The sequence below is a fragment of the Nocardioides sp. NPDC023903 genome, assembly GCF_040639295.1.
Taxonomy (GTDB): domain Bacteria; phylum Actinomycetota; class Actinomycetes; order Propionibacteriales; family Nocardioidaceae; genus Nocardioides.
Map to the genome: position 1 here is coordinate 17,718 of NZ_JBEZZS010000048.1, position 13,965 is coordinate 31,682.

The following is a 13,965-nucleotide window of genomic DNA, read 5'->3' on the forward strand; positions in this document are numbered from 1 at the left end:
TTGCACCATCGAGAGGCGACAACGCAGCCAGCGCGCCCGTATCGCGGCGCGTAGCAGGCGGTCCTGCCCGCGCGATCTCTAAAGGTCAGCGACGCTCGGAGAACCGGATGCCGACCTCGCTCCCGCCGCCCTCTCTTGCACGGAAGAACGGCGCGCCGCCGTGGCGGTCGGCGACCTCAGCGACGATCGCCAGACCCAGGCCCGAACCGGGCAGCTCACGGTCGGTCTCGGCGCGCCAGAAGCGCTCGAAGGCGAGCGCCGCCTCGGCGTCGGAGAGGCCGGGGCCGCGGTCGGCGGCATACACCTCCTCGTCGCGAACCACGACCGAGATCGGCCCGTCGGAGAACTTCAGCGCGTTGTCGAGCAGGTTGACCACCGCCCGCTCCAGGGCCGCCGGGTCGCCGGTGATCTGGTGAGGCTCGAGGTCGAGGTCGAAGCGGCGCGACGGGTCGCGGCGCTGGGCGCGTTCGACGGCGCGCAGCACGACCTCGTCGACCTGGACCGGACCGGGCGCCACATCGTCGCCGTTGTCGCCGGTGCCCCGGGCCATGTGACTCAGCTCGGTGACCAGGTCGGCCAGCTCCTCGACCTGACCCAGCACGGCCTGCGCCACCCGGCGCCGCTGCTCGGGCGGCAGCGGCCGACCACTGTCATCGAGCCGCATCAGCCACTCGACGTTGGTACGCAGGCTGGTCACCGGCGTACGCAGCTCGTGACCGGCGTCTGCCACCAGCTGCTGCTGGCGACGCCGGGACCCTGCCAGCCGAGTCATCATGGCGCGGAACGCGGCGCTCAGCCGGGTCACCTCATCGCGGGAGCCCTCCGCACGCTCGACGTCGAGCGGTACGTCGAGGTCGTCGGTCGCGGCGACGTACTCGGCGGCCGCGGTCAGCCGTTCGATCGGCCCCACCAGATAACGGGCCAACAGCATGCCGGCGAACGCCGCGAGCAGCACCCCCAACAGGCTGGCCAGGCCGAGCAGCCCGGCCAGGCTGCGCAGGGTCGCGTCGACCTCCTCCAGCGAGCGCACCGACTGGGCGGCGAGCCCCGGCTCAACCGCCTTGGTCAGCACCCTGACCCGGGTGCCCTGGTCGGTGGTGGTGTCACGTACGACCTCGCCGCGACCGGACTCGGCGACCGCCCGCTCGTCGGCGTTGGGCTCGACCAGCCGCTTCTGCTTCCCCAGCAGGCATGTCGTCCCATCGCCCTTGACCAGCTGCACCTGCGGCACCGGCGCGTCCTCGGCCAGCTCCGGCGGCAGGATCGGCGGGTCCTCGCACATCCGCTCGGTCAGGCTCTCGCTGAACGCCGTGACCCGTTCTCCGTCCTCGTTGATCGCGCCCCGGATGACCAGCCGGTCGCCGAGCGAGCTGTCGATCTGGCTCAGCAGGGTCGCCCGGGTCGCGGTCCACGCGAACACGCTGGCCAGCACGATCGCCAGGGCAACCACCACCGCCGACAGCAGCGCGATCCGAGCCCGGATCGGCCACTGCCTCACGACGGCTCCTTCAAGACGTAGCCGACACCTCGTACGTTGTGGATCAGGCGTGGCCCGCCGCCGGACTCGGTCTTGCGGCGCAGGCAGCCGACGAAGACGTCGAGCGTGTTGGAGCCGGAGTCGAAGTCCAGGCCCCAGACCTCGCGGAGGATGGTGTCGCGGGAGAGCACGCGGCGCGGGTTCTGCAGGAAGAGCTCGAGCAGGTCGTACTCGGTGCGGGTCAGTTCCACGCGGCGCTCGTCCACGGTGACCTCGCGCAGGGCGGGTTCGGCGACGATTCCGGCGAAGCGGAGCAGCCTGTCCCCGGCGCCGGCCCGCCGACGCAGCAGCGCACGCATCCTGGCCAGCAGCTCCTCGAGGGCGAACGGCTTGACCAGGTAGTCGTCGGCTCCGGCGTCGAGTCCGGTCACCCGCTCCTCGGTGCCGTCGCGGGCGGTGAGCAGGAGGATCGGTACGTCGAGGTGCCGCGAGCGCACCCGCCGGCACACCTCCAGGCCGTCGATGTGGGGCAGTCCGATGTCGAGGATCACCAGGTCCGGTACGTCCTCGGAGAGACGCCCGAGCGCTTCGCCGCCGTCCGCGGCGGTGGTCACGGCGTACCCCTCGAAGGCGAGCCCGCCCTTCAGGCTCGTGCGCACGTCCGGCTCGTCGTCGACGAGCAGCACCCGGACAGGTTCGGCTGAGGTCGTGGTCACGCGATTCAGGATCCCTCGGGATCCTGAGAGGAGATGAAAGCCGCAGCTGGGCAGAGCTTGGTCACAGGGCCAGGGTCAGAGAGGCTTCGCGAGCTCGGCGAACTCGAGGTCGTCGCGCAGCGGGCGGCCGAAGCGCTCGTCGCCGTAGGGGAACGGCTCGAAGCGTCCCGTACGCCCGAACCCGCGCCGCTCGTAGAACGCGATCAGGTCCTCGCGCTGACGGATCACGGTCATCCGGATCTCCTCCGCGCCCCACTCGCGCGCGATCCGCTCGGCCTCGGCCATGACGGCCTTGCCGACGCCGGCTCCCTGCAGCTGCGGCGAGACGGAGAACATGCCGAAATAGACGTACGCCTCGCGCTTCTGCAGCTGGCAGCAGGCGACGATCTCGCCCGGCCGCTCGGCGACGAGGAGGCGGGAGCCCGCAGCGGTGATCACCTCTCGTACGCCCTCGGGGTCGGTGCGCTGGCCGGCGAGCAGGTCAGCCTCGGTGGTCCACCCGGCACGGGAGGCGTCGCCGCGGTAGGCGGACTCGATCAGCCCGACCAGGGCGTCCACGTCGGAGAAGTTTGCATCACGGAAGGTCAGCTCAGGCACGTCGCCGAGGGTAGCCGGAGTCAGCACCCGCTGGTCGAGCCGCGAGGCCGCCTGCGGCCGAGCGTGTCGAGACCAACACGGTCCTGCCGTGTGCCGAGGGGACTGTGTTGGTCTCGACACGGATTCGCTCGTTCCTCACGAATCCGGCTCGACCAGCGGCGCGATTCAGGCGGGCAGGTCCGGCAGCGCCGGCCGGCGCAGCCAGGCGTCGAAGAGCGGGGTGAGGTCGCGGCCGCAGACCTCGGCGGCGAGGGCCTCGAAGTCGGCGGTGGTGACCGTTCCCCCGCTGTGCCGGGCGATCCAGGTGCGCAGGATCTTGAAGAAGGCCTCGTCGCCGACGGTGCGCCGCAGGGCGTGCAGGGTGAGCGCTCCGCGCTTGTAGACGCGGTCGTCGAACATGTCCGCGGGACCGGGGTCGGCGAGGACCAGGTCCTGCGCCAGCGCCTTCAGCCGGCGGTGGTGGTGGCGGGCGTGCTCGCCGCACGAGCGGCCGCCGGAGGCGTCGGACCACAGCCACTCGCTGTAGCAGGCGAAACCCTCGTGCAGCCAGATGTCGCGCCACTCGCGCAGCGTCACCGCGTTGCCGAACCATTGGTGGGCGAGCTCGTGGGCCACGAGGCGTACCTCCGACCACTCGCCGGTGAGGTGGTTGCGCCCGAAGGTCGACAGCGACTGCGACTCGAGCGGGATCTCGAGCTCGTCGTCGGTGACCACGACGGAGTAGGAGGCGAACGGGTAGGGCCCGAAGACCGAGGTGAAGTAGGCCATCATCTCCCGCTGCCGCCCGAAGGAGGCCTCGAACCCGGCGGTGGCGTCGACCGGGTACGCGGCCCGGATCGGCACCCGGCCGCCCGGCCCTTCGGTCGTCGCGATGTCGACGACCCGGTAGCGCCCGATCTGCACGGTGGCGAGATAGGTCGCCATCGGCTCGGCCTGCCAGTAGCGCCAGGTCTCCCCGCTGCCGCGGCGTACGCGCGAGGTCAGCTCACCGTTGGAGACGACCGCATAGCCCGGCGCGGTGGTCACGCTGATCGCGTAGCGGGCCTTGTCGGAAGGGCGGTCGTTGCACGGAAACCAGGTCGGCGCACCATGCGGCTGACCTGCGACGATGACGCCGTCATCGAGCTCCTCCCAGCCGGCGTCGCCGTGGTGGGACAGCACCACCGGGCGGGGCTTGCCGGAGTATCTGATCGTGACCACGAACTCCTCGCCGGCCGCGATCCGCGAGCGGAGGTTCAGCACCAGGCGGTGGTCATTGTGGGCCCACTTGGCCGGCGGGCGGCCGTCGATCGCGACCTTCTGCACCCGCAGGTGGGCGAGGTCGAGGACGACGCGGTTGATGTCCTCGACGGCCACCGCGCGGATCGTCGCCGTGCCCGCGAGCCGGTTGCCGACCAGGTCATAGGTGAGCTCGAGGTCGTAGTGGGTCGCGCTCCACGACGGATCCCCATGACCAGGAAGGTAGGGGTCGGCTGCGGGGAGCTTCGGCACGGCGGTCATGTTAGGGGGCCGCCTGGTCCCAGGGACCGATCGGGTTGCCGATCCACAGGGTCTTGTCGGGAAGGCTCTCTCCGCGCATGACCAGCGAGACCGGACCGACGACCGCATGCCGGCCGATGGCGGCGGCGGGCAGGATGACGGAGTTGGGCCCGAGCGTGGCGCCGCGCCGGAGGACGACCTCGTCGAGGGCCAGGACCCGGTCGTGGAACAGGTGGGTCTGCACGACGGTGCCGGCGTTGACAGTGGCGCCGTCACCGAGCTCGACGAGGTCGGTCTCGGGGAGCCAGTGGGTCTCGATCCACACGCCGCGGCCGATCCGCGCGCCGAGCGCACGGAACCAGAGGTTGAGCACCGGCGTGCCGGACACGGCGCCGGTGAACCAGGGCGCGGCGAGCACCTCGACGAAGGTGTCGGCCAGCTCGTTGGCCCAGACGAACCAGCTCCACAGCGGGTGCGACCCGGCCCTGATGCGGCCCACGAGCAGCCACTTCGCCGCCACTGTGATGCCGGCGGCGACCGCTCCGGCGGCCGCGAGGACCGGCCCCGCGACCACGATCGCGACGAGGAGGTCGGTCGCCTCCCAGACCCGCACCAGCACGTAGCCGACGCCGGCGTAGAGCAGCACCGCGAGCGTCTGCGGCACCAGCCGGGCCAGCTCGACGAGCGCCCGCGCGATCTTGAGCCCAGCCGGTGGGTCATAGGTACGTCCCGAATCGGTCTCCCCGGCCGCCCGGCGCAGCGGCGCCGGCGGCGAGCCGAGCCAGCTCTCCCCCTTCTGCGCGCGCTTGCGGCGCGGCGCCGCGCTGAGCACGGCGACCAGGGACGCCTTCGGCACCTTCCGGCCGGGCGCCGCCATCCCGGAGTTGCCGACGAAGGCACGCTTGCCGATCTTCACCCGCTCGACCCGCAGCCAGCCGCCGCCGAGCTCGTAGCCGCCGATCAGGGTGTCATCGGCCAGGAAACTCTGGTCGTTGACCTGCGTCAGCCCGGGGATCATCAGCACCGTCGACGCCTCGACATGCTTGCCGATCTTCGCCCCCAGCGCCCGCAGCCACAGCGGCGTCAGCGTCGAGGAGTAGAGCGGGAAGAGCCAGGTGCGCGCCTCGTCGAGCACCTGCATCGTCGACCAGACCGCGACCCCGGTCAGGCTGCGTACGGGATGTACGCCGGGGGTGATCGCCAGGCCCGCGAGCCGCACCACCGCCCAGATCAGCGCGGCCAGGGTGGCGCAGCCCACCGCCACCGCGACCGGGCTCCAGGCCAGCAGCGCCCCGATGTCGGTGTAGGAGGTGGGCACGCCGGCGAGGGCGACTCCGACGAGCACGCCGACGCCGATGGCGACCGCGGGAAGCAGTGCGAGGACGGCGGCCGCGATGCCGTAGAGGAGCATCCAGACCCGGGCGCGCGCCTCGGGCGGCTGCCACGGTCCGCGCGCCTCCCGGGCGGCACGTACGGCCGGCGAACCCGACCAGAACTCCCCCGCCGGCACAACGCCGAAGACCGCCGAACCCGGTCCGACCTCAGCGTCGTCGCCGACCCGGGCGCCGGGCAGCAGCGTCGACCTCGCCCCGACCCGGGCCCGCTCACCCACCTCGACCTCTCCGAGATGGAGCACGTCACCCTCGATCCAGTGACCGGAGAGGTCGACCTCCTGCTCGATCGAGCAGCCCTTGCCGAGGGTGAGCATGCCGGTGACCGGCGGGAGGCTGTGCAGGTCGACGTTCTTGCCCATCCGCACGCCGAGCAGCCGGGCGTACCAGAGCATCCACGGTGCCCCGGCGAGACCGTGCGCGCCGAGCTCGTCGACCGCGTGCGTCGCCAGCCAGAGCCGGAGATGGACCTTGCCTCCGCGCGGGTGCTCCCCCGGACGTACGCCGTGCAGGATGAGTCGCGCCGCGCCCGCGGCGAGCAGCATCCGGCCGGGCGGGGTGAGGAAGGCGAGGACGGCCGGTACGAGGACCCACCAGCTGAGCGAGGGCAGCCAGGGTGCCCACGGCTGGGCGAGCGTCGTCCCGAGCGCGATCCAGGTCAGCCAGCGCGGTGCCGCGAGGCAGCGCAGCAGGATCGTCGCGACCACCTGCGCGACCTGGGTCTTGAGGCGTACGGCCGGCACCTCGTGCTCGGAGAGCGCGGCGGAGCTGCCCATCTCGTCGATGTAGGTGGCCAGCGCGCCGAGCTTCGGCTGGTCGTAGATGTCGCCGAGCGCGACCTCGGGGAAGCGCTCGCGGATCAGGCTGACCATCTGGGCCGCGGTCAGGCTGCCGCCGCCGAGGTCGAAGAAGTCCGCCGCTGGCCCGGTGACCTCGGCTCCGAGGACGTCGTTCCACAGCCCCGCCAGCCAGGCCTCGGTGTCGCTGAGCCCCTCCCCCGCACCCGCGCCCGAGGCGAGCGGCCACGGCAGTGCGTCGCGGTCGACCTTCCCGCTCGTACGCGTCGGGAGGCTGTCGACCACCGCCAGCCGCGGCACCAGGGCCGCCGGCATATCGGTCCGGAGGCGGGCGACGGAGGTGGCCTGGTCGAAGGTGTCGTCGACGGTGACGTAGCCGACCAGCAGGCTGTTGCCCGCGGCGCTTCGCCGCACCGCCGCCGCGGCGCCGACGACCCCGTCCAGCTGCAGTAGGGCGCTGTCGATCTCGCCGAGCTCGATGCGCCGGCCGCCGAGCTTGATCTGGTCGTCGGCGCGCCCGCCGAAGAGCAGCCCGGCGGGATCGTTGACGACCAGATCGCCGGAGCGGTAGGCGCGCTCCCAGCCGAGGGTGGGCATCGGGGCGTACTTCTCGGCGTCCTTGGCGGCGTCGAGATAGCGTGCCAGGCCGACGCCGCCGATGATCAGCTCGCCGGTCTCGCCCTCGGGGACCGGGACGCCCGTGGCGGGGTCGACGACGGCGAGGTCCCAGCCGTCGAGCGGGAGGCCGATCCGTACCGGCCCCTCGGCGGTCAACTGGGCGCCGCAGGCCACCACCGTCGCCTCGGTCGGACCGTAGGTGTTCCACACCTCCCGGCCGGGCGTGACCAGGCGGGCGGCGAGCTCGGGCGGGATCGCCTCGCCGCCGGTGATCAGCAGCCGGACCCTGTCGAGCGAGGACGGCGGCCACAGCGCGACCAGCGTCGGCACCGTCGAGACGATGGTGATCTGGTTGGCGACGAGCCATGGACCGACGTCGACCCCGGAGCGCACCAGCGCCCGCGGGGCCGGGACCAGACAGGCGCCGTAACGCCACGCCAGCCAGATCTCCTCACAGCTCGCGTCGAAGGCCACCGAGAGGCCCGCCATCACCCGGTCGCCGACCCCGATCGGGGCGTCCTGGAGGAAGAGGCGCGACTCGGCGTCGACGAACGCGGCGGCGTTGCGGTGGGTGACCGCGACACCCTTCGGCGTGCCGGTCGACCCGGAGGTGAAGATCACCCAGGCGTCGTCGTCGGTCGACGGCTCCTCCGGCTCGCGTTCCTCGCGTGCCTCTCCGGGCTCGCCGGTCGTGGTGACCCGCAGGTCGTTGGTGACGACAGCGGCGACCTTCGCCTCGCCGAAGACCAGCCGGGCCCGCTCCTCGGGGTCGTCGGCGTCGACCGGCACGTAGGCGGCGCCCGCGCAGAGGATGCCGAGGATCGCGACGTACAGGTCGGTGGTGCCGCTTGCGATCCGCAGCCCGACCTTGTCCCCCGGCCCGATCCCGGCGGCGTTGAGCTCGGCGGCCAGCCCGTCGGCGGCCTCCTCGAGCTCGGCGTACGTCAGCAGCCCGTTGCCCGCATCGACGGCCGGCTCGTCGGGCACCTGGGCCGCGGTGGCCCGGAAGATGTCGACGAGCGTCCGGGGCTCGGGCGCGAGGTCGCCTCGCAGCAGGGGGTGGGTCACACGCGGAGCCTTCCGGTGATAGTTGAACGGATGACGTACATCTTCGTTCCTTCTCGGTGTCGATTTGGCCTTGTCCCAACCGTCATCCCCGGTGACAGACTCAATTCGAGCGGACGAAAGGGATCACGATGACCAGATACATGGTGCTGCTGCCGACGAACGAGGCCTTCTGGGCCGAGTCGACGCCGGAGGAGAAGGCAGCCGGATACGAGGTGCACGGCAGGTTCGCCAAGCTGCTCGCCGAACGCGGCCACAAGGTCACCGGCGGCGCCGAGCTCCACCACTCCAGCAAGGCCAAGACGCTGCGCAAGACCGGTGACGGGGTGGTGATCACCGACGGCCCGTTCGCCGAGACCGTCGAGCACGTGACCGGCTTCTACACGATCGAGACCGACGACGCCGACGACATGCTCGAGTGCTGCAAGGTGCTCGCCGAGCTCGAGACGGCGCTCGAGATCCGCGAGATCGTCGAGCACGAGGGGATGTCGGCATGAGGTATCTCCTGCTGATCGGTGGTCCCGACCACGAGTCCCGCTTGGACGCCCTCTCCGAGGAGCAGAAGCAGACCGCGTACGCAGACTTCAGTGCCTTCGCGAAGGCGGTCGCGGAGCGGGGCGAGCTGATCGACGGCGACGCCCTGCAGCCCGCCACCATGTCGCTGACCGTCCACGAGGACGGAGCCGTGACCGACGGCCCGTTCGCGGAGTCGGTCGAGCAGCTGGGCGGCTACTACGTGATCGATGTGCCCACGATCGACGACGCCGTCGCCCTCGCGAAGCTGCTTCCGAAGTACTTCGCGGTCGAGATCCGCCCGACGAAGGGGATGCAGATCCGATGACTCGCTACTACCTGCTCATCCCCAACGTCGAAGCCGAGTGGCAGGCGAAGTCGGAGGAGGACAGGAACGCCTTGTTCGCCGTGCACGAGAAGTTCGCGGCCCTGCTCGCCGAGCGCGGCCACACGATCTTGAGGGGGTACGGTGCGGTGCTCGCCGCTCCGTCGACGGCGGTGACAGTGCGTTCCTCCGGCGTCACCGACGGTCCCTACACCGAGACGGCCGAGCACCTGGCCGGGCTCTACGTCGTGGAGTCCGAGGACCGCGACGACCTGGCCGATTGCTGCCGGCTGCTCGCCACGGTCGAGTCGGCGATCGAGATCCGCGCGGCGGAGTAGGGCGACCCACGTCGATGCTGGAGAAGCTGCTGCGCGAGGAGTGGGGCCGGTTGCTGGCCCTGCTCGTCGCGCAGTTCCGCCGTCTCGACCTGGCCGAGGACGGCTTGGCCGACGCCTTCGAGGCGGCCGCCCGGCGCTGGCCCGTCGACGGCGAGCCCGACAACGGACCGGCGTGGCTGCTCACCACCGCGCGGCGGCGGATCGTGGACCGGATGCGCTCGGAGGAGGTGCTGGCTCGCAAGATGCCGTTGCTCGCCGTGGATGCGGCGGTGACCCAGGAGGCGCAGCGCGTGATGGTCGACTCTGGTGAGGTCGCCGACGAGCGGCTGCGGCTGGTGCTGCTCTGCGCCCACCCGACGCTGTCCCGCGAAGCCGCCGCTGCGCTCACGCTCCGGCTGGTCCTCGGCGTCTCCACCGAGGACATCGGGCGCCTCTTCCTGCAGTCGAAGGCGACGATGGCGGCGCGGCTGACCCGGGCGCGCAAGCGGCTCGCGGGTGCCTCCTTCGAGGTGCCAGCGGATCTCGCCGGCCGGGTCGGGATCGTCGCCGAGGTCGCTTATCTCGCGTTCACGGCGGGCTACGCCCCCGGCACCGGCCCCGATGTCGTACGCACCGACCTGGCGGGCGAGGCGATCCGGCTGGTTCGGGTGTTGCGGTCGGTCCTTCCCGAGCCGGACCGGGAGATCGACGCCCTCCTCGCCCTGATGCTGCTGCAGCACTCGCGCCGGACGGCCCGGATCGGGCCGGACGGCGCCCTCGTCCTGCTCCCGGACCAGGACCGCACGCGCTGGCGGACCGACGAGATCGCCGAGGCCCTCGCGATCCTCACCCCGCTCGCCCACGCGGCCCCTGCCCCGTATCTCCTCCAGGCGCTGATCGCCGCGGAGCACGCCCTCGCGGCCAGCTCCGAGACGACCGCCTGGGAGCGCATCGTCGAGCGCTACGACGAGCTGCTCGCGCTCCAGGACACCCCGGTCGTACGTCTCAACCGGGCCGTCGCAGTGGCCGAGGCGAACGGCGCCGAGGCCGCGCTCGTGGCGCTGGACTCGGTCGCTCTCCCGGGACACCGGCTGCCGGCCGTACGCGCCCAGTTGCTGGAGCGGTCGGGGCGTCACGGCGACGCGATCGAGGCCTATGCGGAGGCCATCGCGCTCTGCACGCATGGGCCGGAGCGGGCCGACCTCGTCCGGCGGCAAAGGGCCTTGGAAGGTTTTCCACCCCAATCGCTAGACGAGAACACGTTCTAGTTGTCACACTCGGTGCTGTGACCCCGATCACTCTCCCCGACATCCTCGAGGCGATGGCCGACGCCATCCCCGACCGCACCGCCGTGTTCACGATGGAACACGCCTACAGCTTCGCCGAGATCGACGAGCGCGCGACCAGGCTGGCCAACCACCTCCTCGGGCAGGGCATCAAGCCGGGCGACCACGTCGCCGTCCACTCCCGCAACCGGATCGAGTGGGTCGACGCCTTCTACGGGTGCATGAAGGCGCGGGCGGTGCCGATCAACATCAACCACAAGTACCTCCACGACGAGCTCGACCACCTCTACCGCAACTCCGACGCCGTCGCGGCGATCATCGGGCCGGAGCACGTCGAGGCGGTCGCCGCGCTCGGCCTGGGCATCCCGACGCTGGTGATGGGCGAGGAGTACGACGCCGCGGTCGCCGCCGCGTCCAAGGAGCGCCCCGACATCGAGCGCAGCCCCGACGACCGCTACGTCATCTACACCGGCGGCACCACCGGGATGCCGAAGGGCGTCGTGTGGCGCCAGGAGGACATCATCCGCGCCGCGATGAACGCGAGCCGGTTCGGAGCGCCCTTCGACACCGTCGAGCAGCTCGCCCAGGAGGCCGCGGCCCAGGAGTCGCCGATGGTGCTGCTGGCCTGCGGTCCGATGATGCACGGCGGCAGCCAGTGGATCATGGGCAACGGTCACGTCGCCGGCTGCACGGTCTCCCTCTACACCGAGCCGACCTGGTCGCCCGAGACGATCCTCGACCTCGTCCAGGCCGCCGGGGTCAACTCGCTCACCTTCCTCGGTGACGCGATGGGCCGCCCGGTCGCCGAGGCGATCCTGCGCGAGCCGGAGCGCTGGGACCTGAGCAGCCTGTTCGCGGTCTCCAACGGCGCCGCCCCGCTCTCCGCGGGCGTCCGCACCCAGCTGCGGGAGGCGCTGCCGGGCCGCTACATCCTCGACTCCTACGGCGCCTCGGAGTCCGGGGCGGCCGGCATGCAGGTCGACGACGGCAACGAGGGGACGCAGGCCGCGCCGAAGTTCCAGGTGGGGATGGACGTACAGGTCTTCGACACCGACATGAAGCCGTGCGCTCCGGGTGAGACCGGGATGCTCGCGCGCACCGGATCGATCCCGTTGGGCTACTACAACGACCCGGTCAAGACCGCGGCGACGTTCAAGGAGGTCGACGGGCAGCGCTGGTCGATCCCGGGCGACTTCGCGCGGCGCGAGGAGGACGGCTCGATCACCGTCCTCGGCCGTGGGTCGGGCTGCATCAACACCGGCGGCGAGAAGGTCTTCCCCGAGGAGGTCGAGTCGGTCCTGCTGCGTCACGCGGACGTCTTCGACACCGCGGTCGTCGGCACCCCGCACGAGCGCTGGGGGCAGCAGGTCACCGCTCTCGTGCAGCTCCGCGAGGGCGCCGTGACCTCGACCGACGCGCTCCGCGAGCACTGCCGCAGCCTCATCTCCGCCTACAAGGTGCCCAAGGACATCCTGCTCGTGGAGCGAGTCCCTCGCACGCCCGTGAGCAAGGTGGACTATCGTGCGAGCGCTACGGTCGCTGCCGAGCTGCTCGAGGCGCGTAGGTGACGACCGGCTGATCCGACGTACGGTTCGGTGCCGTACGGCCCTACCCCTGGAAAGCCTACGTCTCTGTGTCCGCCGTGATCCCCCTCACACTGCCCGACATCCTGGAAGCGATGGCCGATGCGGTCCCCGACCGCACGGCAGTCGTCACCACCGACCGCGCCTACTCCTACGCCGAGATCGACGAGCGTGCCACGCGCCTGGCCAACCACCTGCTGAGCGTCGGCCTCGAGCCGGGTGCCCAGGTCGCCGTCCACGCGACCAACCGGATCGAGTGGGTCGACGCCCTCTACGGGTGCCTCAAGGCTCGCACGATCCCGGTCAACATCAACCACGCCTACCGGCGCGACGAGCTCGCCCGGACGTACGCCGCCACCGACTGCGTCGCGGCCATCGTCTCCCCCGAGTTCACCGATGACCTCGACGAGCTCGACCTGAAGCTGGATCACCGCGTCGTCCTGGGCCCCGACTACGACGCCAAGGTCGCCGCTGCGTCCAAGGAACGGCCGAGCGTCGGACGTACGCCTGGCGACTGGCACATCATCTTCACCACCGGCACCACGGGCACCCCGAAGGGTGCGGTCTGGCGCCAGGAGGACCTGATCTGGGCCGCACTGAACACGGTCCGCCGCAACGCGCCGATCCCGTCGGTCGAGGGGCTCGCCGCCGAGGCGGCCGCTCGCAACTCAGGTGTCGTCCTGCTCGCCGGCGGGCCCCTGCTCCACGGGCAGAGCCAGCTGCTGCTCCTGCGGGCGCTGGTCGCCGGTGGCACCGCGGTGCTCGACACCTCTGAGTCGTTCTCGGCGGAGGCCTTCCTCGACCTCGCCGAGCAGGCCGGCGCCACCGCGATCACGCTCCTCGGTGACGCCCAGGCGCGACCGGTGGCCAAGGCCCGGCTGACCGGCAAGAAGCGCTGGCCGCTGCACTCGCTCGCCGGCGTCTCCAACACCGCGGCGCCGCTCTCCGACGGCGTCCTCGGAGTCCTGCGCAACGCGTTCGCCCGCCGAGTCATCGTCGACTCCTACGGCACCCTGGAAACCGGCGTCACCGGCTCCCGCGCCGACGACGGCACGGCGCTCGTGCCCGGCGAGGCGCGGTTCATGGTGGGCCCGGAGGTCGAGGTCTTCAACCCCGACCTCACCCCGGCAGCGCCCGGCGTCGAGGGCCTGCTGGCCCGCTCCGGCCCGTCGGCTCTCGGCTACTACAAGGACAACGCCCGCTCGGCCACCGCGATCAAGCTGATCGACAACCGGCGCTGGACCTTCCCCGGCGACCTCGCCCGCCGCGAGCAGGACGGCTCGATCACCCTGCTCGGCCGGGCCGCCACGCTCGTACGCACCGGTGACCTCGAGATCCACCCCGAGACCATCGAGGGCGTGCTCCTCGCCCACGAGGACGTCGTCGACGCCGCCGTCTTCGGCATGCCCCACCCGCGCTGGGGCCAGCAGGTCGCGGCGCTGGTGCAGCTCGCCCCGTCCACCGAGACCACCGGTGCCTACCTGCGCAAGCACGCCCGCGACCGGCTCGGGGAGTCGCACGAGCCCAAGCTCGTCCTGCTGGTCGAGTCGGTGCCGCGTACGCCTGCCGGGACCGTCGACTACCGCGCCGCCACCGGCCTCACCGCCGACATGCTCAGCACCGGCGGCAAGAACCCGGACGACGCTGCCGCCGAGAAGTAGCCGACTCGGCGCAACTGCCCCGCCACCAGACGCCGAGTCGGCGCAACTGTCCCACCTGCTTGGGCGCGCCCTGCGCAATGGACTTCACCGCGACACCGGGGGAGTTGCCCGGCAGCACATGGATCAGTCGGGGGGCGAAG

Annotated in this window: 11 protein-coding genes; 6 read left to right on the top strand and 5 right to left on the bottom strand. The window is 71.7% G+C overall.

Translation table 11 applies throughout. From position 1 onward, the window contains the following. Positions 1-85: 85 nt before the first annotated feature. The 5 genes from AB0F44_RS27980 to AB0F44_RS28000 form a co-directional block, all read right to left on the bottom strand. The gene (locus AB0F44_RS27980; protein ID WP_357360324.1) at positions 86-1,498 is read right to left on the bottom strand and encodes a HAMP domain-containing sensor histidine kinase; all 1,413 of its coding nucleotides are present in this window, start codon (positions 1,496-1,498) and stop codon (positions 86-88) included. Further along, on the bottom strand, positions 1,495-2,193 hold the full coding sequence (locus tag AB0F44_RS27985) for a response regulator transcription factor (RefSeq protein WP_350660823.1): 699 nt from the start codon (positions 2,191-2,193) through the stop codon (positions 1,495-1,497). The genes AB0F44_RS27980 and AB0F44_RS27985 overlap by 4 nt, the downstream gene beginning before the upstream one ends. 75 nt (positions 2,194-2,268) lie before the next feature. After that, the gene (locus AB0F44_RS27990; protein ID WP_357360326.1) at positions 2,269-2,790 is read right to left on the bottom strand and encodes a GNAT family N-acetyltransferase; all 522 of its coding nucleotides are present in this window, start codon (positions 2,788-2,790) and stop codon (positions 2,269-2,271) included. Between the two features lie 165 nt (positions 2,791-2,955). Next, positions 2,956-4,290, bottom strand: coding sequence for a M1 family metallopeptidase (locus AB0F44_RS27995; protein WP_357360328.1), 1,335 nt, complete (start codon positions 4,288-4,290; stop codon positions 2,956-2,958). Position 4,291: 1 nt separating this feature from the next. Then, positions 4,292-8,143, bottom strand: coding sequence for a Pls/PosA family non-ribosomal peptide synthetase (locus AB0F44_RS28000; RefSeq protein ID WP_357360330.1), 3,852 nt, complete (start codon positions 8,141-8,143; stop codon positions 4,292-4,294). Positions 8,144-8,271: 128 nt separating this feature from the next. On the opposite strand from AB0F44_RS28000, the gene AB0F44_RS28005 reads away from it, so the two are divergent. The 6 genes from AB0F44_RS28005 to AB0F44_RS28030 all read left to right on the top strand — a co-directional run bounded on the left by AB0F44_RS28005 (position 8,272) and on the right by AB0F44_RS28030 (position 13,825). Beyond that, entirely contained in the window at positions 8,272-8,637 is a 366-nt protein-coding gene (locus AB0F44_RS28005; RefSeq protein ID WP_355020946.1) for a YciI family protein, read from the top strand. Further along, positions 8,634-8,981: a YciI family protein gene (locus tag AB0F44_RS28010; RefSeq protein WP_357360332.1), complete on the top strand. Its 348-nt coding sequence runs from the start codon at positions 8,634-8,636 to the stop codon at positions 8,979-8,981. Before AB0F44_RS28005 ends, AB0F44_RS28010 begins: the two co-directional genes overlap by 4 nt. Beyond that, positions 8,978-9,316 (top strand): YciI family protein, encoded by a 339-nt coding sequence (locus tag AB0F44_RS28015; protein ID WP_357360334.1) that lies wholly within the window; start codon positions 8,978-8,980, stop codon positions 9,314-9,316. Before AB0F44_RS28010 ends, AB0F44_RS28015 begins: the two co-directional genes overlap by 4 nt. A 14-nt stretch (positions 9,317-9,330) precedes the next feature. After that, entirely contained in the window at positions 9,331-10,563 is a 1,233-nt protein-coding gene (locus tag AB0F44_RS28020) for a DUF6596 domain-containing protein (protein WP_357360336.1), read from the top strand. Between the two features lie 17 nt (positions 10,564-10,580). Continuing rightward, positions 10,581-12,149 carry an AMP-binding protein gene (locus AB0F44_RS28025; RefSeq protein WP_357360338.1) on the top strand — a complete coding sequence of 523 codons (1,569 nt, stop codon included), beginning with the start codon at positions 10,581-10,583 and terminating at the stop codon, positions 12,147-12,149. A gap of 74 nt (positions 12,150-12,223) precedes the next feature. Beyond that, entirely contained in the window at positions 12,224-13,825 is a 1,602-nt protein-coding gene (locus AB0F44_RS28030) for an AMP-binding protein (RefSeq protein WP_357360340.1), read from the top strand. Positions 13,826-13,965: the final 140 nt, after the last annotated feature.